Here is a 21,055-nt window from a genome sequence, read left to right as displayed (position 1 = left end):
TATTATTCACAATAAACACTATACAGAATCAATACAAAATACATTTAAGTCAAATTTGATTTACTCGAACGATATATCATATCGTAATTTTAACTCTTGACACTTGTATCACATTGTAGTAAATTTTATTATGCATCACACTGCTTCCCACCCTCTCAACATAGAAATGTGCATCTGGAATCTAATTCGTCACCAAGTCAATACCAAACGCGATGAAAAGTACAGTTTACAAACTCTTGATTAGCCTGTCCCTTTTTATTATTCCAGTTATTACTTCAGGTCAAAACGGGAAAGTAATTATAAACGATATTGAATTGAATGAAACACAACTTGCCGATCTTGAAGAAGAGTACGGAATAAGACCCAAAGCAGGTAATTATTGGTACGATAGCAAAAGTGGTTTGTATGGAGTTGTTGGTTATGCTTCCTTCGGACTCATGTTATCAGGGCACGATTTTGGGGAGCTAAAGCAAGATGTTTCGTTGGGGAACACAAGTGTAATTGTAAACAGCAGAGAATTAACCGAGAATGAATGGATTGTTTGGAGCTATGTATTGGGCTATTTCATTCAGCCAGGATACTATTGGTTTGATGATTTAGGCAATGCCGGTTACGAGGGCAATCCAATTCCAACAGTCAATTTGTATTTGGCTGCTCAGCAAAACTATTACATGGAACAAGGCAGTGGCGGAGATAATTTCTGGTCTTCGCGCTTTAGTGCCGGAAATTCGGACCCAGGCAATACCCGCGGATATGTTAGTGTTCCCGGATACGGCCCTGTTGGGTACGGATTTTAATCAAATCTCCAACAAACAAGTTAACTCATCACTTATCATGCTGGGAATAAATTAAAAAAATATTGTTTTACTCGGCTCTAAATTTAGCTTGCTAAGAATCTTATTTAATTCGAGCAAGGACAGTTCATCAATCAAACCAACATCAATTTTCATTTCTCTTTTTGCCGTTTTAAGGACATAATTCCCTGAGACTGATTTTATACAAGTAACGGCTGATAAATTTATTCTTTTTTTGAACAAAGAATTTTTGCAAATGAATCCATCTTCAATACTTAAATACTGATTTCTCGATTCATAAATATAAGTGCCTATATGAAGCATTCCTAATACAATATAAGCATAATCGTTCCATCTCAATTGCTCATTAAACAACAAAGTCATCACACCCAATAACATCCATGCAATTCCAAAATACAGGTAGTATTTCAATCTTTTCTTTTTGTATTGTATTTTCATTTATTCTGGATTAATTCTATTTGTTAGACTTGATTCTCCTACCTGTAACTTTCAGTTTTCATATTAGATCAAGAAAATCAAACCTCCAACAAACAAGTTAAGTCTTCACTCGTCATGGATGGAATAAATTCGGTGATTGTATAATCAGCTAAATCATTTTTGTGAAAAGGATCTTTTGCCAGAATTTCTTCCAATTGTTTTTTATCCTTCACCGTTGAAAGTATTACGCCTCCCGTTCTGGGTACTTTTCTGCCCGAAGCCTGAAAATTTCCTAAAGCATATTGCTCTTTCAAATACTGAACGTGATTGTTCAATTCTTCTTCTACCTTTTCTAAAGGCACTTTATAGGTTAATGAGATGATGAACATGGTTTTATTAATTTTTTGAATCTTAAATTATAGTCTCAACAGTTTCATGTGGTTCTCCCTCTTCAATCTTACTGATTGTCGGGATCAAAAAAAACGAATAAATCTTTGTCTCCAAGATTCTTAATGAATTTCATGTCAAAACCGACAATATTTCCTTTTTCCTTATATAATGATGCAAATTTATACATGTTTCGAAAATAACCATTATCAATAATTCCCAGCTCAAAACAATCAATAAAAATTGCAGACGATCTTAAAGTTATTTGTATTCTATAGGTTTTACTGATATTGTGAACAAAAACACACCTGTCATATCCTTATAAGAATAGTTAACAATGGTTTCATGGTCACGGATATTCTTCATATCAGGATTTGTTTTAACAAAATTAACTATTGTTGGACTAAGATTATTTTTTAACTCCTCAATATTTATAGAATCTTTCACCACATTTACCAAAGTATAATTATACTGAAATTTATTATCCTGCATTGCAATTGCGTTGTCCAACCTAGTTTCTTGATCAACCATAATTGGACAAGACTCGTTTAACTCACTCGCTATTTCCATCATAGCCTTATCAAATGCAGGCTCTCTGAACAAATTCATTATTTTATCGCCGCCAAATTGTCCGATTACATAAAAAATCGTAAAAAAAACAGCGAAACCAATCCAGTATTTTATTCCTTTTGTATTTTTCTTTTTCTCTGTTTTATTTAATTGCTCAACATCTTGTTCGGAAATACAAATGAGTCTTTTGTAATCCTCAAATGATCCTTCCTGATTATTTATTTTCCAATTAGTAAAACTATTGTCTAACTTTTTCTTACAGCCTGAACAAAATGTTAGATACTCTGTTTTCACTTCATTTAAGTGACCACACTCATTACATTTCAAAAAATACATATTGTCATTTTTTATAATTTCACAATCTAAAGATTACAATATCAACTATTCCATAATCCAAACCACTTTTATTTCTTTTCCAATTAAGCTAAATATTATAGAGGACTGTTACAGTAAACTTTCCAAATATAAATAATATTTATGATCACCGTAATTAAAAAGATTGAAAATTATGAAGAATATGTCTTATTTATTTCAACGAACTCCTCTCTCTGTTGGTATCTCCCTAGAAAGGGAGAATTCAGCAGTTCAACCAAGTAAGCCTGATCATCAAAAACACAGGTGAATTTAAATCACCAAAGCCATTAACTTGGTGCTTGTTTCTTGATTCTTGATACTTTCACCTTATTACTTGGTTCTTGTTACTTTGTACTTTTAACTTATCCCTTAAATATTTTCCCTAAATTTGCCACTCAATAGTAAAATGGCATAAAATTGGAATTAAAGGAATTAATACAAATCTTTTCGGAGCATCCTGCCCGATACAGTATCGAAAAATATCTGGAACAGAAGTCAAAGTTTCAGCTTCACCTAAAAGGTTTGGTTGGCTCTTCGCTTCCACTCATCGTTTCCTCTCTTTCATCGGGTACTCGTCCGCACATCTTAATTTTTAACGATAAGGAAGAGGCAGCTTACTTTTATAATGATTTGTGCAACCTACTTGATGAAAAAACGGTTTTGTTCTTTCCATCTTCCTACAAACGCTCGGTTCAATACGAAAAAACCGACAGTTCGAACATTATTCTTCGTGCCGAATGCCTGAGTCGATTAAATTCCCACAAGCATCCAACTTTCATTATTACTTTTCCCGAAGCCATTATCGAAAAGGTAATTAGTAAAGACCAATTAGAAGAAAATACCTTAACGATTAAAGTAGGTGAAAAACTATCTCCCGAATTTGTAGAAGAAGTTTTGGTAGATTATGACTTTGAACGTGCAGATTTTGTGGTTGAACCTGGTCAGTATTCTATCCGCGGAAGCATTATTGATATTTTCTCTTTTTCGGATGAGCATCCTTTCCGAATCGATTTCTTTGGCGAAGAAGTAGATTCCATTCGAATGTTTAATGTGGAAAATCAGCTGTCCATAGAAAAACTGAACACTGTTGATATCATTCCTAACATCCAGGAAAATCTGTTAAAAGAATCAAGAATATCCTTTCTTTCATTTGTGCCAGACAATACTGTTTTTTGGTGCAGGAATTTACAGTTTTCCTGCGATCGAATTCAGTCTATGTATGAAAGTACCATAGAAAAGGTTCCATTCATGCAAATGGGTGAAGATTCTGTATCTACCAAAGATTATTTAATTGACAGCAAGGAATTTTTGAATCAAGTGAGTGAATTTTCCACCTTGGAATTCGGCCAAAAATTCTTTTTTGTAGCTCAGGAAGAAGTTCAATTCAATCAGAATCCACAACCGGCTTTTAATAAAAATTTCCAGTTGCTTGGTCAGCATTTACTGAACAACAATGCCAAAGCCGAAAGCAATTATATTCTTTCCGATAATCCGAAACAAATTGAAAGAATCCACAATATTTTTGAAGATCAAGGAATTGAAGTTGAGTTTCAGGATGTGAATCACACACTTCACGAAGGGTTTTCGGATAAAGACTTGAGAATTTCGATCTTCACCGACCATCAGATTTTCGATCGTTACCACAAGTTTCATTTAAAGAACTCGACAGTTCACAAAGCTAAGGAAAAGGTAAGTTTAAAAGAGCTCAACCGTCTTCATCCTGGCGATTACATTGTTCATTCCGATCATGGAATTGGCCGTTTTGGAGGTTTGCAACTAATTGATACAAACGGCAAACCACAGGAAGTAATTCGATTAGTATATAAAGACAATGACATTCTTTATGTGAGTTTGCACTCGCTTCATAAAATTTCAAAATACAAAGGCAAAGACGGATCTGCGCCAAAAATATACAAGTTAGGCAATGGTACCTGGCAAAAACTAAAGGAAAAAACCAAAGGCAAGGTAAAAGACATTGCTAAAGAACTAATTGCACTTTACGCCAAAAGGAAATCAGAAAAAGGCTTTTCGTTTAGTCCCGACACCTATATGCAACAAGAATTGGAAGCCTCTTTCATTTATGAAGATACTCCCGATCAGGTAAAAGCAACAATTGCAACAAAAGAAGGAATGGAATCGCCTTACCCAATGGATAGATTGGTATGTGGTGATGTTGGCTTTGGAAAAACTGAAATTGCTATTCGCGCGGCTTTTAAGGCTGTTGCCGATAACAAACAGGTTGCCATTTTGGTTCCGACCACAATCCTAGCATTTCAGCATTTTAAAACTTTTAACGATCGACTACAGAATTTTCCTTGCACGGTAGATTATATCAGTCGAATGAGAACCTCTAAGGATCAAAAGCAGATTCTGAAAGATTTAAAAGCCGGAAAAACTGATATTATTATAGGGACACACCGAATTATTGGGAAAGATATTGAGTTTAAAGATCTGGGCTTGCTAATTATTGATGAAGAGCAAAAGTTTGGCGTATCGGTAAAGGAAAAACTAAAACAATTTAAAGTAAATGTTGATACCTTAACATTAACAGCAACACCAATTCCAAGAACGCTTCAGTTTTCGCTTTTGGGTGCGAGAGATTTGTCGATCATCAACACACCGCCACCAAATAGATACCCTATTGCAACCGAAATTCATAATTTTAACGAAGACATCATTCGCGAAGCAATTACCTACGAAGTAGAGCGAAACGGACAGGTTTTCTTTATTCACAACAGGGTTCAAAACATCAAAGATGTGGAAGCGATGATTCAGCGAACCGTTCCCGGAGTTTCAACTGTGGTTGCCCACGGACAAATGGATGGTCCTAAGCTGGAAAAAATCATGCTCGATTTTATTCGTGGCGATTTTGATGTTCTAATAGCAACTACAATTATTGAATCGGGTTTAGACATTCCAAATGCCAATACCATACTAATTAATAATGGTCAGAATTTTGGTTTGAGCGAATTGCATCAGTTAAGAGGTCGCGTTGGCCGATCGAATAAAAAAGCATTTTGTTATTTATTAACTCCTCCCCACGATTCAATGACTCAGGAAGCCAGACAAAGACTTCAGGCCATTGAGAATTTTTCGGAATTGGGAAGTGGCTTTAATATTGCCATGCAGGATTTGGATATTCGTGGTGCCGGTAATTTATTAGGTGGCGAGCAAAGCGGTTTTATTGCTGATATTGGATACGAAACTTATCACAAAATTTTGAATGAAGCACTTCTGGAATTAAAGGAGAATGAATTCAAAGATGTTTTTGAGGATGAAAAGAAAGAAGAAGGAAAAAATACTCTTCGATTCATAAGCGAATGCCAAATAGATACCGATTTGGAGATTCTTTTCCCTGAAAAGTATGTTGAAAGTATTTCGGAACGAATCCGTTTGTATCGCGAATTAGATAACATTCAAACCGAAGAGGAAATCGGAAAGTTCGAATCTCAATTAAAAGATCGGTTTGGAGAATTACCAGAACCTTGCATCGAACTTTTAGATGTAGTGCGCTTGCGTTGGGTATCTTTGGATTTGGGAATCGAAAAAGTAATTCTGAAAACTGGGAAACTGGTTCTGTACTTTATTTCTGATCAACAATCCGCATTCTATCAATCGGCTCAGTTCAGCAAAGTTTTAAAATTCTTGCAAACACAACCCGTTCCATGTAAAATGAAGGAAGCTAAAAATAAATTAAGTCTGCGCTTTGATAAAATTAAAAACATTAAAAAAGCCAGTGAGATACTGGCTCTCATCAATGAGATGTAATATAAAAACTCCTGTTAATTATTTGGCAGAAGTTTATTTTTAGGAACAGGTATGATCGCGAATGTAACAAACCACTCCGGTTTCCAGCCCTTTTTCATTTTTAAGTAAATTGGCTCTTAGTTTTATTTCTTGCTTTTTATTTTGAAGATCAAGAATCATACTGGCTTCAAATTTATCATTCTTACCAACCGGAATCAAAATATCTTCGGCAAATGATTTTTGATTCTCAGAAATAAACAAATTAAGGTACTCCTTACCTATAGTATCTGCTTCGCTAACACCAAAAATTCTTTCGCAAGCACGGTTCCACGATTTTACTTTTCCTTCCAGATCAAAAGTCACAACTCCATCGGCAAAATTATTAATGATATTAGCCTTCTCTGATAATAATTGACGATAAGCAAACTCCTGGGTGATGTCACGAACTATTAACTGAAGATTTTTCTTGCAATTAAATTCAATTTGAGCTCCAGTCAAACCTACATCAATCAATTGTCCATGTATTGTTTTTAATTTCAGATGTGTGTAAGAAATCCCTGTCTCTAAAGTCAGCGAATTCTCCAGTCTCTCTTTAAAAATTGCAGAGTAATCATTTGCAACAAAAGATAAAAGAGGCAAGCCCATCAAATCTTCAATGTATGCTGTTTTGAGCAATTTTAATCCCAAACAGTTCACATATTCTATCAGGCCATTTTCATTAATTACAATAATGGCTTCAGGAGAATCGGTAATGAAATTTCTAAAACGCTGTTCGCGCATTTTCTGCTCCAAATCAAATTGATGTTTATAAAAAGCCAATTCAATTGAAATACCTAGCTCTTTTTTATCAATCGGTTTCACTAAATATCCATAAGAGTGAATATTAATAACCCGCTGAATCGTACTTTCTTCCGTATCGCTGGAAAGGAAGATAACCGGAATGTCGAATTTGGTTTTGATTAACTCGGTAGTTTGGATTCCATCCAAGCCCCCGCCCAAATGGACATCCATCAGAATAATATCCGGCTTCATTTCTTCACACAATCTTATGGCTTCTTTACCATCTTCGACAATGCCAATAAGCTCATATCCTAGTTCTTTTAAGAACATTCGGAAGATGGTCGAAATTAAACTGTCATCTTCTACAATTAAAATTTTTTTCTTCATCAATTAAAAATTGAATATGTAATCGAATTTAATCTAATACTTTTTAAGTGAAAAATCACTAACCTATCCAAATCAAAAATAAAAACTGGCTCTTATTTAAAATGATTATAAAAAACCTGTGATTCACTAGATTAATATGCCTAAAGTTTACTAATTTTATGCGATTTTACAAGACATTTATAATAATTCACTATCATTTCAGCACTTTTGAATTTAATAGTCGACATAGGGAACTCACAAATAAAGGCAGGCTTCTTTGAAAACAATCAATTAGTTAAGCTTGAAATTTCTACTTTGGGAGAAATGGAATTCATTTCGGACCTTATAACCAAACATGAAAACATCTGTAATGTTATTATTTCTTCCGTAAGAAAATATCCTAGAGAATTAATCTCTGCACTAAAATTAAAATGCAAAACAGTACTTTTCTTTAATTCTGAGATTCAAACACCACTTGAAAACTTGTATGAATCGAAAAGTACATTGGGCTACGATCGATTGGCTGCTTGTACTGGCGCTCATGGTTTACATGAAGGAAAAAACATTCTTATTATAGATGCTGGAACAGCTATCACTTTTGATTTTGTAAATGAAAAAGGACAATATTTAGGGGGTTGTATTTCTCCAGGTTTAAAAATGAGATTTAAAGCTTTGCATGAGTTCACACAAAAACTACCAGAACTCACAAAAAATGAAAATTTTAATTTAATTGGAAAAAACACAAACGATGCAATAATATCAGGAGTTCAAAATGGCTTGATCTTCGAAATAGATGCATATGTCAAGAATTTAAAGAGTAAACATTCAGATTTACAGGTAATAATAACTGGAGGTGATGCTTGTTTTCTAAATAAATTATTGAAGAATCAAGCCGATTTCCATCCGGAAATAGTATTACAAGGGTTAAATATAATATTGGAATTTAATCTATTGATTCTCTCTTAATAAGCTGTATTTTTTTGCAGCTTTCTAATTTATTTATAGTTTTGCAGTGAACTCTAAAATATGGATGTTCAAAGCATTTTCGAAGCTTGTACTAATTTTTGGTATGAGTTTTGCAGTTTTAGTTCCGACAAAACTAAAACTTTCGTTATATTTAGACCCTGATTGTAAAACACAATATTATCAATACAATCTGAATGTAATTTCTGAGTTTTAAATAAAAAGTAACTTGATTATAAAAAAATAGTAATATGAAGACAAGACTTTTAATCTTAACAATGGTTCTTTTGTTCTCTGGTCTGTTTAAGGCGGAAGCTCAGACTGTGGAATCGAAATATGGGCTGGATAGTGTGCAAACAATTTTGAATGCATCTCTTTATATAGAGATGGTAAAACAAGGGAATTACAAAGAAGCACTCACAGGATGGAGATACGTTTACAAAAATGCTCCAGCATACCAAAAATCAACTTACATTAATGGTGTGAAAATAATGGAAGGTTTATATCGTGCGACTAAGAATGAAAAGTATATAGATACATTAATGATGGTTTACGATAACCGAATTAAATATTTTGGTACTGATCGTAAATATAATACAGGTTGGATTCTTGGACGAAAAGGTGGTGATTTATTTCAATACAAAGAAAAGGATATCGCTTCGGTTAAGGAAGCTTATGATATTATGAAGAAATCCATTAAAATTCAAGGATTAAAATCAGAAGCTAAGGTGATTGCCAACACAATGGAAGCAGCTAAGGTTTTGGTTCAAAACAATCAAATTGAAGCTGAGGAAATTATTGACAACTACCTTCTTTTTATGGACATGGGCAAGAAGCAAATGGATATAGAGAACGATGCAGCTAAAAAAGACAACATCAACAATGCAAGATTAAACGTTGAACAAATTTTCTTCGCGGCAGGTGTTGCTGATTGCGAAACTTTGAGTAAAATCTTTACACCTAAATTCCACGCTAACCATGACGACATGGTACTGATCGATAAAATTTTGAGAATGTTGAATCGTCAGGAATGTGAAGATGGGGCATTGTATGCTGAAGTTGCTGAAAGAAAATACACATTGGATCCAACTGCTGATGCAGCACACAATTTGGCTAGAATGTTTATCAAGAAAAAAGAATTCGACAAGAGTAAAGGCTACTTGGTGAAATCTATCGAATTGGAAAAAGATGCAGATATAAAAGCAGATCTTCATTTCAAATTAGCTAATATCCTTTTAATGCAAGGTCAATTTAGTGACGCTAAATCGAATGCATTAAAAGCGGCAAGATTCAGAGCTAATTGGGGAGCTCCTTACTTATTAATTGGTAAAGCTTATGCAGCTTACAGTAAAGATTACGGAACTACACCTCTCGAGAAACAATCAGTTTATTGGGTAGCTGTAGATAAATTTCTGAAAGCAAAAGCTATTGATCCTGAATGCTCAGGAGAAGCTCGCGAATTAATTAACACCTACTCGAAGTATTTCCCACGTAAGGAAGAAGCTTTCTTCGAAGGAATTAAAGAAGGTGATACATATAAAGTTGGAGCTTGGATCAACGAATCAACCAAAGCAAGGTTAACCGAATAGCATTGAAAAACATCAAAAATATTATCAGAAGCATTGTAGTCCTCACCGGGATTGCAATGCTTTTGTCTTGTGAGAACAGTATTCTAGAAGTACAAAGTATTACAAGTCAGGAAAAAGCTCCGGAAAGTTCAGGAGAAGAGGTTGAATTCATTTTTACCGATTCAACACGAATTAAATATCGTGCATTTGCTGTTGAGTTTATCGAAATAAAAACAGAAGATGCGGATTATCAGGAATTCCAAAAAGGCGGAAAAATTATTTCCTATGACGATGACGGAACTGTTGCAGGACAAATTGAAGCAAATTATGCCAAACATTTTGTTTCTAATCAACTATGGGAATTAAGGAATAAAGTTGTTGCAGTTAGCGATGATGGAAACACGATCAATACCGAATTAATGTATTGGGATCAGAATAAAGGACTTATTTATTCCGACCAATATGTGCGGATAATTGATAAAGATGGCCAAGTTTTGGAGGGTGATAGTTTTACATCTGATGATAAAATGAATAATATTATACTCAAAAATGTTACAGGTGAAGTATATTTAAATGATGAATCACAACAATAAGAATGAATTCGTATTATATTGCATTTAAAATCAGTTAGTAAATGAAACAAAAACTACCTTTTATATTAGAAATCATCTGGTTAGTTGTGATGGTTGTTGGCTTAGCCGCAGCTATTCATAAAACCATAGATTTTGGATTTGCAGAAAGCATTATGCTTTATGTTATTGCTGGTATAGCTGGCTTAATGTATATCTGGAGAAGATATATGCGAAAATCACATGAAAAAAACCAAGCACCGAAGTAAATGAATGAGCTAATCATCATTTTTATCATATTGGCCTTGTCTGCATTTTTTTCAGGAATGGAAATTGCTTTTGTTGCAGCAAACAAATTACGATTGGAACTTGACCGAAACAAAAATACAGTTACGGCTAGAGCTATTTCTATTTTTTCCCGTTCTCCGGGATATTATATTACAACCATGCTCGTTGGCAACAATATTGCCCTTGTAGTATATGGTATTGTTATGGCCAAACTATTAGAACCCTCTATTGCCATATGGATTGATTCCGCATCTATTATATTAGCTGTACAAACATTTATTTCCACAATACTGATTCTGGTTACAGCCGAATTTATTCCAAAAACTCTTTTTAGGATTAATCCAAACATGGCTTTAAACCTGTTTGCCATTCCAGTGATGTTTTTTTACATTCTGTTCTACCCCCTAACATCATTTACAATATTCCTTTCAAAAAATATTATCCTTAAAATTTTCAAAACTAATTTCACAGAAGAAGAAGAGACCAAAGCTTTCGGCAAAGTCGATTTAGATCACCTGGTACAGGAAGGCCATGATGCCCAAACGATATCCGATGATGATTTACACGACATGAAAATATTTAGAAATGCTCTCGATTTTTCGAAAGTAAAATTACGGGAGTGTATTGTGCCCAGAAACGAAATTGAAGCCATGGAGATTAATGGCAATATTGAAGATGTCACTCAACGTTTTATAGAAACCGGATTTTCAAGAATCTTTATCTATAAAGAATCTATCGACAATATTATTGGCTATATACATTCGTCAGTTATTTTTAAAAATCCCCAAAGCATAAAGGGTGGATTAAGCAATATTATAATTGTTCCTGAAACAATGCCTGCTCATAAATTACTAAACCTGTTTACGCGCAAACATAAAAGTGTTGCTGTAGTGGTTGATGAATTTGGTGGTACTGCAGGAATAGTCACCATGGAAGATATCATGGAAGAGATATTTGGCGAAATTGAAGACGAGCATGATGAGATCGATTTAGAAGAACAGAAAATTTCTGAAACGGAATACATCTTCGCCGGTCGTTTAGAGATTGACTATTTAAATGACAAATACGAACTTAATTTGCCCGAATCGGAAGATTTTGAAACTTTAAACGGATTCTTACTGTTTACCCACGAAAGTATACCCGCTTATAATGAGACAATTCGGATTGAAAATTTCAATTTCAAGATTCTTGAAGTGAGTGAAACTCGCGTTGTAAAAATACGCCTGACAATTCTCTAAAAAACTTCATACTCCACTTGCACCTCCATATCAAAACGGCCCCTATTTATATCTAAAATAAATACCTAAACTTATCCATTTTCTCTAATGGAAGCAGTATAAGGTCAGTATATCTCTTAATGGAATTTCCTACGAATCAATCTCTTTTTATTTTACTATAAAAGTACGTAATCCTATTAAAATAAAAAGCGATCATTTCCCATTTTTTTGTATATTCGTACCCTAATTAAGAATATTTAAATCTTTTTCGATGGCAACATTACAAAAAATAAGAAATCGTGGTGTTTTTATAGGAATCATTATTGGTGGAGCTCTTCTTGCATTTATTGCAGGAGACGCGTTAAAATCAGGTGGTTCTTTATTAGCAAACTCACGAAATGAGATGGCAGAAATTGCCGGGGAATCAATTAACATTCGTGATTTCCAGGAGCGATTCAATCATAGTCAAGAGATTAACAAACTCATGTCAGGACAGAGTTCAATTCCATCTGAGCAGATTGAACGTTTAAGAGAGCAAGTTTGGCAACAAATGGTTCAGGAATTTGTAATGAACCGCGAGTATGATGAGTTGGGAATTTCTATTTCTTCGGAAGAGTTGTTTGATATGGTTCAAGGTCGTAATATTGATCCTACTATCCGCCAATTATTTCAGAACGAAAATGGATTGGTTGATAAAGATCAGGTTGTAGCTACACTTAAGCAATTAATTGCGGCTCCAAACGGAACACCACAAAAAGCTTACTGGTTAAATATCGAAGAAGCTATTATCACTCAAAGAAATCTTGCTAAGTACAACACTTTAGTTCAAAAAGGTCTTTACATGCCAAATGCATTGGTAAAGGACATGGCTGTTAAAGGAAGTAAAAAAGTAGATTTCAATTACATTGTAAAAAGTTATAACCTAATTTCAGATAGTACAATTAATGTTAGCGAATCTGAAATCAGAGATTACTATAGTAAGCACGAAGATCTTTTCAAACAAACAGAATCAAGAAAAATTGATTACGTATCGTTTGATGTAGAACCTTCTACTGAAGATTACAAAGCAACTGAGAAATGGGTTGTTGACCTAAAAGAAGACTTCACTGAAGAGAGCAATAACGTTCAATTCGTAGAATTGAACGGTGATAGCGATTTTAACACATACTTTTTCAGACAAGACGAATTAACTAACCCTGAAGTTAACGCATTCGCGTTTACTGCAAATAAAGGTGATGTATTCGGTCCTTACTTTGAAAACGAAATGTATAAGATGGCTAAGCTGAATGAAGTTAAAATGCTTCCTGATTCAGTAAAAGCCCGTCACATTTTAATTCGTCCTATTAACGGTGACTTTAAAAGTGCTGAAGCAAAAGCGGATAGCTTGAAAGCTTTACTTGCTAAAGGATATGCATTTGCTGATCTTGCCAAAGATAATTCATCAGATCAAGGTTCTGCCGTAAACGGTGGAGACTTAGGATGGTTTACTCAAGGTAAAATGGTTCAACCATTTAACGATGCAGCTTTTTCTTCTAATAAAAATGAAGTAAAAGTTGTCTTAACTCAATTTGGAGCACATGTTATTCAGGTTACCAATATGAGTAAGGCTGTGAAAAAAGTTCAACTTGCTATTGTTGATCGTAAGGTTGAAGCTAGTCAGGAAACAACTCAACTTGCTTATGCTAAAGCTCGTTCTTTTGCTGGAAACAATTTAGAAGCAACTTCTTTCGCAAAAGCAATTACTGCCGAAAACTTAAATCGTAGAACTGCTAATCTTAAAAAAGAAACTAAATTGATTCCTGGACTTGAGAATTCAAGAGATTTAGTTAGAGCGGCCTATAATTCTGACGATATGGAAAGTATTTTATTGAGTAATGATAATTCTGCAGTTTTCGAATTTGGGAACAAGTTTGTTGTTGCTATCATTTCTGATATCAAGGAAGAGGGAATTGCACCTATTCAAGATAAAGTTTCTGAAATCAAAAGAGCGATAAGAAAAGATAAAAAAGCTGAGCTTATTATTGCTGAAATGGCAAAAAATAGTGAAGGAGCTCAAAGTTTACTTTCTGTGGCCCAAAAGGAAAACCTAGAAGTTAAAAATGCTTCAGGCATTAGCTTCCAATCGTTTCAAATTCCTGGTGCAGGAATTGAGCCTAAAGTAATCAGTACTGCTTCAATGCTTGTAAAAGGAAACATCTCTTCTCCTATAAAAGGAAATCAAGGTGTTTACATGCTAGTTATTACCAATGAAAACAGTGATGAAGTTTCTGACATTACAGTAAAAGCATTCAAAACAAGATTAGAGCAAGGTTACCAATACAGAACAAACTATCAGGCATTTCAGGCATTAAAAGACAATGCGAATGTTATTGATAAAAGATACAAGTTTTACTAGAGAGTAAAACACAATAAAAAAGCGGGATGATAAATTATCATCCCGCTTTTTTTGTGCCACAAATTTTTTGACTTTAAAAAAAGAGATTCTGCAATGCAGAACCTCTGAAATATTATTACTGTAAGAGATAGAGTCGAGAACTACGACAATAGCTCTTTTACTTTCTCAGAGATGGCTTTTCCATCTACTTTCCCTGCTAATTCTTTTGAAGCCATTCCCATTACCTTTCCCATGTCTTTCATTGAAGATGCACCGGTTTTAGCAATAACTCCCTGCACCGCAACAGTAAGGTCTTCATTGGATAATTGAGCAGGAAGATAAACCTCTAAGAAACTTAATTCCAAAAGTTCAACCTCAGCTAAATCTTCACGACCACCAGCAGAGAAAGTACTGGCCGAATCTTTACGTTGTTTCACCAATCGCTGAATGATTTTAAGCGCTGAATCGTTATCTATATCAGCAGCTCCTGTTTTTGTCATTTCCATCATAAAGGCTGCTTTTACTGATCGAATAGCTCCTAGCTTTTCTTTATCTTTCGCCTTCATTGCAGCTTTTAAATCTGAATTAATCTGTTCTAACAAGCTCATTATCTATGTTTTAATTTTTATAAGATGCTTTATTATCTAATTACTCTTCGTCAAGTGAAAACCGAATAATCTTACCCGATTGAAAATGCTTGTTCCCTAATTTCGTAAGTTTTCGCTTGTAAGCAGGGATGTTTTCAATTTCATCAATTTCCGTATCCTTCAAATCCGTCAAAATCAACTTCCGCTCCTCCGATTTTTCCTTCACATCTTCCAAATCCATTTTTATTTGTTCGACTGCACTACTGCGGCCTCTTCCAGCCTGAAAAGATGTCGGTTTTGAAACTGCCGTCCCCTCTGGAATTAAACCATTGTCAAAACCAGTTGCAATAATTGTAACGGCTACCTTGTTCCCCAAAGCGGAATCCTGACCTGTTCCCCAAATAATAGAAGCTATATCACCCACAGCTTCCTGCACGAAGTCGGTAATTTGTCCAACCTCATCCATTGTCACCTCATCCTCACCCGAACTGATATTTAAGAGAATATTGCGAGCTCCACGAATATCATTGCTATTCAACAATGGTGATGTAAGCGCTTCCCGAATAGCATTAACAGCACGATTCTCACCTTCGGCAGAAGCAGATCCCATTACTGCAACCCCACTATTGGTCATTACTGTTTTTACATCTTCAAAATCCACGTTGATGTAACCGTGAAGCGTTATGATTTCAGCAATTCCTTTGGCTGCAGTTGCTAATACATCATCCGCCTTTGAAAAGGCCGTTGACAATTTAAGATCACCATAAATTTCGCTTAACTTTTCATTATTAATCACCAAAAGGGAATCAACATTTTCTTTCAATTTATTGATTCCTGCAATGGCTTGGTGCAATCGCTGGCGTCCTTCAAAACGAAATGGGATGGTAACAATACCAACCGTTAAAATTCCCATATCTTTGGCTGCTTTTGCGATAACGGGAGCAGCCCCTGTTCCGGTTCCGCCTCCCATACCTGCAGTAATAAAAACCATTTTGGTATTATCGGCAAGCACTTCATTTATATCTTCTAAATTCTCAATCGCCGATTGCTCGCCACGCTCGGGTTTATTACCCGCACCACGACCTTCTGTAAGCGATTCCCCTAATTGTATCTTAATAGGAATTTCACTTGTCTCAAGAGCCTGAGCATCCGTATTGCAGATAATGAAATCCACATCCTTTATGCCCTTTTTATACATGTAATTTACAGCGTTACCACCACCACCACCAACACCAATTACTTTAATAATCGATGATTCGTTTTCCTGTAAACTAAAATCAATTAAATCCTCAGTCATTAATATCTAAAATTATCTCAATTCTAATTTTGTGTTATTTATAAACTACATCGAAGAATCATTATTATCAAAAATCTGTGTAAACTTATCTTTAAACCAATTGTCAAGACTTCCTTTTTTGTGTTCTCCTTCTTCTTTATCTTCAACCTCTTTCACAGGATCTTTACTGGGGGTTTTCATCTCCTTTTTCTTCTCAACTTCAAAATATTCTTCTCGATCATCCTCAGATCGTCTTCTCATTAACTCTTCTCTTCGCTGCCTCTCCTCCCGTTTCTTCATCGCGGCAACCTCCTCTGCTTCGGCAGGATTCTCAATAATCAACTCTAATTTTCCAGCTTCACTCTGGACCGTTTTTCGGGGTTCAATATTCAATTCAGGAATAGGACTTTCCGAAAATCCGGTAGCAATAATTGTTACACTTAATTCATCATTTAATCGATCACTATTACCATTTCCCCAAATTATACTCACCTCATCACCCACTACATCGTGAACGTAATTGGTAATTACACTTACCTCCTGCATGGTCACCTCATCTTTACCCGAGATGATATTTAATAAGATATTTCTTGCTCCACAGATATTGTTACTATTTAATAATGGAGAAGTAAGAGCCTCCTCAATAGCACGAATAGCTCTGTCTTCGCCTGATGCAGACGCTGATCCCATTACAGCGACACCACTATCACGCATCACCGTTTCTACATCGGCAAAATCGACATTTACATAGCCATGTACGGTAATGATTTCCGCAATACTTTTTGCTGCAATGGACAAAACATCATCAGCCTTTGCAAAGGCATCAGATAGTTTCAAATCACCATACATCATCCGCAACTTTTCGTTATTGATGATTAAAAGTGCGTCAACATGCTTTTCCAAGTTGGCGATTCCTTCCATGGCCTGTTCAATTCTTCGTTTACCTTCGAATCGAAAGGGAATGGTTACAATTCCAACAGTTAATACACCTTGTTTTCTTGCGGTTTCTGCTATAATAGGAGCCGCACCGGTTCCGGTGCCACCTCCCATTCCTGCAGTCACAAATATCATTTTGGTCTTCTGACTTAAAACTTTATTGATCTCGTCAATACTTTCAATTGCAGATTCCCTTCCTCTTTCCGGTTTATTTCCAGCGCCTCTTCCCTCGGTTAGCGATTTACCCAGTTGCACCTTAATAGGTACCTTACTATTCTCCAAGGCTTGAGAATCGGTATTACAAATCACAAAATCAACCCCAGTAATTCCTTCTTTTAACATGTGATTAACAGCGTTACTTCCACCGCCACCCACACCGATCACTTTAATTATGGATTTCTCTTTAGGTTCAAAATCAACCGGTAACAATTCGTCAATCATGCTGTCACAAGTATTAAGGTTATTATAATTTTATTTACATTTTCGAATCATCCATATCAAACAATGCAGCAAAAAATTTCTGAAATCCTTTCTTTTGGACTGTTTTATTCTTTTCTGCATTCTGACCTGGAGTTCTTTTAACAGGCTGACTCAAACCTTTTAGTATTAATCCAATTCCTGTTGAATAAATTGGCTGATTCAAGGCCTCATCCAGGATTATTTTAGAAGAAGTACCCGGATAACCTATACGAACATCGATTCCTGTGTGCTTTTGTGTGAGAACATCAAGATTTGTTAATAATGCACCTCCACCAGTTAGGACAATACCCGCACCAATTTTATCGTGCAATCCGGTAATTTCAATTTGAAATTTGACACTATCGAGAATCTCTTCCATTCTACATTGAATGATTTGAGCCAAAGTTTTAAAAGAAATTTCTTTGGGATCCCATCCTCCAACACTTGGTATGGTCACCACCTTTTCTTCGTCAACCATATCGGCAACAGCTTCTCCAAACTGAATTTTTAAGGCTTCCGCTTGCTTAATGAGCACCGAACAACCTTCTTTTATGTCTCGGGTAACAATATCACCTCCAAAAGGAATAACTGCTGTATGTCGTAGAATCCCATCAAAATAAACTGTAATATCTGTAGTACCACCACCAATATCAACCAAAACAACTCCAGCTTCTTTTTCTTCTTCGCTTAATACTGCTAAGGAAGAGGCTAGAGGTTCCAAAACTAATTCTTCAATTTCCAATCCCACTTCTTTTACGCATTTTTCAATATTGCGTGCTGAAGCAGTTCGTCCTATAATAATATTGAAATTACCATCCAATCTTCGTCCAGCCATTCCTACAGGATTGCGAATACCAGCTTCCTTATCAACCACAAAATCTTGCGGAATCACATGCAAAACTTGCTCTCCAACCTCAATCGGAATCCTATAATTCTCATTAAGTATCTCATCTACATCCAATTTGGTTATTTCACCAATTCCATTTTGGATATATTTAAACTGTCTGTTCTTAATACTGCGAATATGTTGTCCTGCAATACCTACATAAACTTTAGAAATATCTATGTTTGTTTTCTCAACCAATCGTTCAACAACCTCCCTGATAGCAACAATTGTATCTTCGATACTATGAATCACGCCCCTCTTAACACCTCTCGATACGGTTTTCTCCATACCGATAATTCGCAATTTACCATCCGAATCTATTTCCCCCATTATGGCCACAATTTTAGTTGTACCAATGTCGATAGCTGCGATTATATTATTTCTACTAGTCATCTTACTTCTTTTTTGTGCAAACTACCTGATCTTTATATTTCAAATTGATTTTACTGTATGTATTCCAACCTTTTTTAGTAAAGCCTTTGGTATACAAAGCATTCAATTTTTGAAATTTCCTTTGAAAATTTTCAATACTCCCTAATTCAATTTTATGAGCTCCAACACGAGGAATTAAAACATATTCCCTGTCCTTGTCTACATCTATCTGTGTAATCTGCGACTTCCAAAATTCATCATTTGTAATAAATTTCACCAACTCAAACAGCTCTTCTTTTATTAACTGATCATTTACTACCCCTGAAACCACCAAAACTCTTGATGTATAATTTGTCGACAAAGGCATTTTCTCTCCTTCTGAATCCAAATAATACCCTTTCCCACTTAAAATTCGAACAATTGGGTTTCTTTGTTTGATCTCAACAATCAATTTCCCTGAAAGTGAATTGTACACTTCTGATTTTTTCACATATGGAATCTTATCTATCAAATCTTCCAATACCTCCTTATTAATACCTGAATTAGAGGCTCCAACAATTTGCGGATATTTCCTTTTAATGATTCGTTCAACATCCACTTCACGAACAAATCCTCTTTTCACACTATCAACCACATTAACCTGAGTACCGGAAATCACCAGCCTCTCCGATTTGCCATTAGCAAATGAAAAAACGACAATTAAGTATCCAAATAAAAATACCCAAACTAGTATGCTTGCTATTTTTTTTAGCATTTCAATCGTTCGCTTATTAGGTTTCTAATCGGCTCAACCAACTTGTCAATATCGCCTGCTCCTAAAGTTAATAAAACTTCAAAGTCTTTCTCTCTAAGTAGCTCAATCAATTCATCTTTGCTACACAATTTAGAAGGCACACGTAAGTTTTTTAAAATAATCTTTGATGTAACACCTTCTATTGGTAATTCTCTTGCCGGATATATCTCCAAAAGAATTACTTCATCCAACAAATTTAAACTTGTAGCAAAGTCATCTGCAAAATCTCTTGTTCTTGAATACAAATGAGGTTGGAAAATTCCTGTAATTTTTTTTTGAGGATACAATTCCCTTACTGATGAAATACTTTCCCACAACTCCTTTGGATGATGTGCGTAATCATCAATAAAAACCGTTTTTTCATTTCTGATTTGATAATCAAATCGTCTTCTTACCCCTTTAAAAGTTGAAAGTGCTTTTCTCAATTCCTCTTCCTCAACACCACAAAGAATGGCAACAGCTGATGCAGCGATGGCATTCTCAACATTAATTTTTCCAGGGTATGAAAACATTAATTCCCTGATTACTCCTTCGGGATGCACCAAATCAAATTGGTAAAATCCTTCCACCAATTTTATATTCTCAGCACAAAAATCTGCTTTCTCTATTAACGAATATGTATAAGCTGTGAGTTGATCATGATCCAGAACCAATCCTTTTTTATGAACAAGAATCCCTCCTTTTTTAATATGATACACAAAATCCTGAAAACTCTTTTCCAATTCATTCTCATCACCGTAAATATCCAAATGATCAGCATCCATTGAGGTAATTAGAGCCAACTGCGGATGCAATTGAAGAAATGAACGATCAAATTCGTCCGCTTCCAGAATCATCCAATCACTATCCTTAGATAGCAATAAATTGGATTGATAGTTTCGGGAAATTCCTCCTAAAAAAGCATTACAGCCTAAAGCTGATGTTTTAAATATATGCGCCGTTATTGTCGATACAGTTGTTTTACCATGAGTTCCAGCAATACCTATTCCATTCAAATTATCAGAAAGCAATCCGAGTACTTGAGCTCTTTTTTTAATTGTAAATTGTTGTTCCTTAAAATAAACCAACTGAGGATGATTTGCAGGAATAGCCGGCGTATAAACAACTAAAGTATCGTCTTTTGATTGATACATAGCTGGAATCTGACTAACATCTTCTTGAAATGTCATTCCAATTCCTTCTTCAGTTAATTCTGTAGTAAGCTGAGTTGTCATTCGATCGTAACCAAACACATTCCTCCCAATGGAATTAAAATAGCGAGCAATAGCACTCATTCCAATTCCGCCAATTCCAATAAAGTAAATATTTTTATAATCCTCAATCCGCATAAT

At 35.1% G+C, this 21,055-nt stretch carries 18 protein-coding genes; 8 read left to right on the top strand and 10 right to left on the bottom strand.

Annotated elements, in window-relative coordinates:
* The first annotated feature begins 212 nt into the window (after nucleotides 1–212).
* Nucleotides 213–797: a hypothetical protein gene (locus ALGA_RS11740; RefSeq protein ID WP_096429480.1), complete on the top strand. Its 585-nt coding sequence runs from the start codon at nucleotides 213–215 to the stop codon at nucleotides 795–797.
* A 51-nt stretch (nucleotides 798–848) separates the two neighbouring features.
* Here ALGA_RS11740 and ALGA_RS11735 read toward each other — a convergent pair whose 3' ends face one another.
* The 3 genes from ALGA_RS11735 to ALGA_RS11725 all read right to left on the bottom strand — a co-directional run bounded on the left by ALGA_RS11735 (nucleotide 849) and on the right by ALGA_RS11725 (nucleotide 2,525).
* Nucleotides 849–1,253, bottom strand: a complete 405-nt coding sequence (locus tag ALGA_RS11735) for a hypothetical protein (RefSeq protein WP_096429479.1) — start codon at nucleotides 1,251–1,253, stop codon at nucleotides 849–851.
* 77 nt (nucleotides 1,254–1,330) lie between these two features.
* Nucleotides 1,331–1,621: a YciI family protein gene (locus tag ALGA_RS11730; RefSeq protein WP_096429478.1), complete on the bottom strand. Its 291-nt coding sequence runs from the start codon at nucleotides 1,619–1,621 to the stop codon at nucleotides 1,331–1,333.
* Nucleotides 1,622–1,880: 259 nt separating this feature from the next.
* Entirely contained in the window at nucleotides 1,881–2,525 is a 645-nt protein-coding gene (locus ALGA_RS11725; RefSeq protein ID WP_096429477.1) for a hypothetical protein, read from the bottom strand.
* A 435-nt stretch (nucleotides 2,526–2,960) separates the two neighbouring features.
* Between ALGA_RS11725 and mfd the strand changes: the two genes are divergently transcribed.
* Nucleotides 2,961–6,311 carry a transcription-repair coupling factor gene (gene mfd, locus ALGA_RS11720; RefSeq protein ID WP_096429476.1) on the top strand — a complete coding sequence of 1,117 codons (3,351 nt, stop codon included), beginning with the start codon at nucleotides 2,961–2,963 and terminating at the stop codon, nucleotides 6,309–6,311.
* A 39-nt stretch (nucleotides 6,312–6,350) separates the two neighbouring features.
* Here mfd and ALGA_RS11715 read toward each other — a convergent pair whose 3' ends face one another.
* Nucleotides 6,351–7,457 carry a response regulator gene (locus ALGA_RS11715; RefSeq protein ID WP_096429475.1) on the bottom strand — a complete coding sequence of 369 codons (1,107 nt, stop codon included), beginning with the start codon at nucleotides 7,455–7,457 and terminating at the stop codon, nucleotides 6,351–6,353.
* Nucleotides 7,458–7,664: 207 nt separating this feature from the next.
* On the opposite strand from ALGA_RS11715, the gene ALGA_RS11710 reads away from it, so the two are divergent.
* From ALGA_RS11710 to ALGA_RS11685, 6 genes are all read left to right on the top strand, one after another.
* Entirely contained in the window at nucleotides 7,665–8,402 is a 738-nt protein-coding gene (locus ALGA_RS11710) for a type III pantothenate kinase (protein ID WP_162845434.1), read from the top strand.
* Nucleotides 8,403–8,650: 248 nt separating this feature from the next.
* On the top strand, nucleotides 8,651–9,988 hold the full coding sequence (locus ALGA_RS11705; RefSeq protein WP_096429473.1) for a tetratricopeptide repeat protein: 1,338 nt from the start codon (nucleotides 8,651–8,653) through the stop codon (nucleotides 9,986–9,988).
* 2 nt (nucleotides 9,989–9,990) lie between these two features.
* On the top strand, nucleotides 9,991–10,560 hold the full coding sequence (lptC, locus tag ALGA_RS11700) for an LPS export ABC transporter periplasmic protein LptC (protein WP_096429472.1): 570 nt from the start codon (nucleotides 9,991–9,993) through the stop codon (nucleotides 10,558–10,560).
* A gap of 41 nt (nucleotides 10,561–10,601) precedes the next feature.
* Nucleotides 10,602–10,805: a hypothetical protein gene (locus tag ALGA_RS11695; protein WP_096429471.1), complete on the top strand. Its 204-nt coding sequence runs from the start codon at nucleotides 10,602–10,604 to the stop codon at nucleotides 10,803–10,805.
* Nucleotides 10,806–12,062, top strand: a complete 1,257-nt coding sequence (locus ALGA_RS11690) for a hemolysin family protein (RefSeq protein WP_096429470.1) — start codon at nucleotides 10,806–10,808, stop codon at nucleotides 12,060–12,062.
* A 250-nt stretch (nucleotides 12,063–12,312) separates the two neighbouring features.
* A complete protein-coding gene (locus tag ALGA_RS11685) occupies nucleotides 12,313–14,436 on the top strand; it encodes a peptidylprolyl isomerase (protein ID WP_096429469.1) in 2,124 nt (707 codons plus the stop codon).
* Nucleotides 14,437–14,576: 140 nt separating this feature from the next.
* Here ALGA_RS11685 and ALGA_RS11680 read toward each other — a convergent pair whose 3' ends face one another.
* Genes ALGA_RS11680 through murC form a run of 6 tightly spaced genes read right to left on the bottom strand, consistent with a single transcriptional unit; the run spans nucleotide 14,577 to nucleotide 21,052 of the window.
* Entirely contained in the window at nucleotides 14,577–15,023 is a 447-nt protein-coding gene (locus ALGA_RS11680) for a GatB/YqeY domain-containing protein (RefSeq protein WP_096429468.1), read from the bottom strand.
* Nucleotides 15,024–15,063: 40 nt separating this feature from the next.
* A complete protein-coding gene (ftsZ, locus tag ALGA_RS11675) occupies nucleotides 15,064–16,299 on the bottom strand; it encodes a cell division protein FtsZ (protein WP_096429467.1) in 1,236 nt (411 codons plus the stop codon).
* Between the two features lie 45 nt (nucleotides 16,300–16,344).
* A complete protein-coding gene (gene ftsZ / locus ALGA_RS11670; protein ID WP_096429466.1) occupies nucleotides 16,345–17,655 on the bottom strand; it encodes a cell division protein FtsZ in 1,311 nt (436 codons plus the stop codon).
* Between the two features lie 34 nt (nucleotides 17,656–17,689).
* Nucleotides 17,690–18,952 carry a cell division protein FtsA gene (ftsA, locus tag ALGA_RS11665; RefSeq protein WP_096429465.1) on the bottom strand — a complete coding sequence of 421 codons (1,263 nt, stop codon included), beginning with the start codon at nucleotides 18,950–18,952 and terminating at the stop codon, nucleotides 17,690–17,692.
* 1 nt (nucleotide 18,953) lies between these two features.
* A complete protein-coding gene (locus ALGA_RS11660) occupies nucleotides 18,954–19,685 on the bottom strand; it encodes a cell division protein FtsQ/DivIB (protein ID WP_096429464.1) in 732 nt (243 codons plus the stop codon).
* Complete coding sequence (gene murC / locus ALGA_RS11655) at nucleotides 19,679–21,052, bottom strand: UDP-N-acetylmuramate--L-alanine ligase (protein ID WP_173804008.1); 1,374 nt, start codon at nucleotides 21,050–21,052, stop codon at nucleotides 19,679–19,681. Before murC ends, ALGA_RS11660 begins: the two co-directional genes overlap by 7 nt.
* Nucleotides 21,053–21,055: the final 3 nt, after the last annotated feature.

Origin of the sequence: Labilibaculum antarcticum (assembly GCF_002356295.1) — a bacterium.
GTDB lineage: Bacteria > Bacteroidota > Bacteroidia > Bacteroidales > Marinifilaceae > Labilibaculum > Labilibaculum antarcticum.
The sequence above is the reverse complement of the archived record's forward strand: the minus strand, read 5'-3'. Positions and strand labels throughout refer to the sequence as shown.

What these genes read in the sequence shown, in the direction of transcription:
- ALGA_RS11740 (WP_096429480.1), top strand. Translation starts at nt 213, where the DNA reads ATGAAAAGTACAGTTTACAAACTCTTGATTAGCCTGTCCCTTTTTATT.
- ALGA_RS11735 (WP_096429479.1), bottom strand. Translation starts at nt 1,253, where the DNA reads ATGAAAATACAATACAAAAAGAAAAGATTGAAATACTACCTGTATTTT.
- ALGA_RS11730 (WP_096429478.1), bottom strand. Translation starts at nt 1,621, where the DNA reads ATGTTCATCATCTCATTAACCTATAAAGTGCCTTTAGAAAAGGTAGAA.
- ALGA_RS11725 (WP_096429477.1), bottom strand. Translation starts at nt 2,525, where the DNA reads ATGTATTTTTTGAAATGTAATGAGTGTGGTCACTTAAATGAAGTGAAA.
- ALGA_RS11715 (WP_096429475.1), bottom strand. Translation starts at nt 7,457, where the DNA reads ATGAAGAAAAAAATTTTAATTGTAGAAGATGACAGTTTAATTTCGACC.
- ALGA_RS11705 (WP_096429473.1), top strand. Translation starts at nt 8,651, where the DNA reads ATGAAGACAAGACTTTTAATCTTAACAATGGTTCTTTTGTTCTCTGGT.
- ALGA_RS11695 (WP_096429471.1), top strand. Translation starts at nt 10,602, where the DNA reads ATGAAACAAAAACTACCTTTTATATTAGAAATCATCTGGTTAGTTGTG.
- ALGA_RS11690 (WP_096429470.1), top strand. Translation starts at nt 10,806, where the DNA reads ATGAATGAGCTAATCATCATTTTTATCATATTGGCCTTGTCTGCATTT.
- ALGA_RS11685 (WP_096429469.1), top strand. Translation starts at nt 12,313, where the DNA reads ATGGCAACATTACAAAAAATAAGAAATCGTGGTGTTTTTATAGGAATC.
- ALGA_RS11680 (WP_096429468.1), bottom strand. Translation starts at nt 15,023, where the DNA reads ATGAGCTTGTTAGAACAGATTAATTCAGATTTAAAAGCTGCAATGAAG.
- ftsZ (WP_096429467.1), bottom strand. Translation starts at nt 16,299, where the DNA reads ATGACTGAGGATTTAATTGATTTTAGTTTACAGGAAAACGAATCATCG.
- ftsZ (WP_096429466.1), bottom strand. Translation starts at nt 17,655, where the DNA reads ATGATTGACGAATTGTTACCGGTTGATTTTGAACCTAAAGAGAAATCC.
- ftsA (WP_096429465.1), bottom strand. Translation starts at nt 18,952, where the DNA reads ATGACTAGTAGAAATAATATAATCGCAGCTATCGACATTGGTACAACT.
- ALGA_RS11660 (WP_096429464.1), bottom strand. Translation starts at nt 19,685, where the DNA reads ATGCTAAAAAAAATAGCAAGCATACTAGTTTGGGTATTTTTATTTGGA.
- murC (WP_173804008.1), bottom strand. Translation starts at nt 21,052, where the DNA reads ATGCGGATTGAGGATTATAAAAATATTTACTTTATTGGAATTGGCGGA.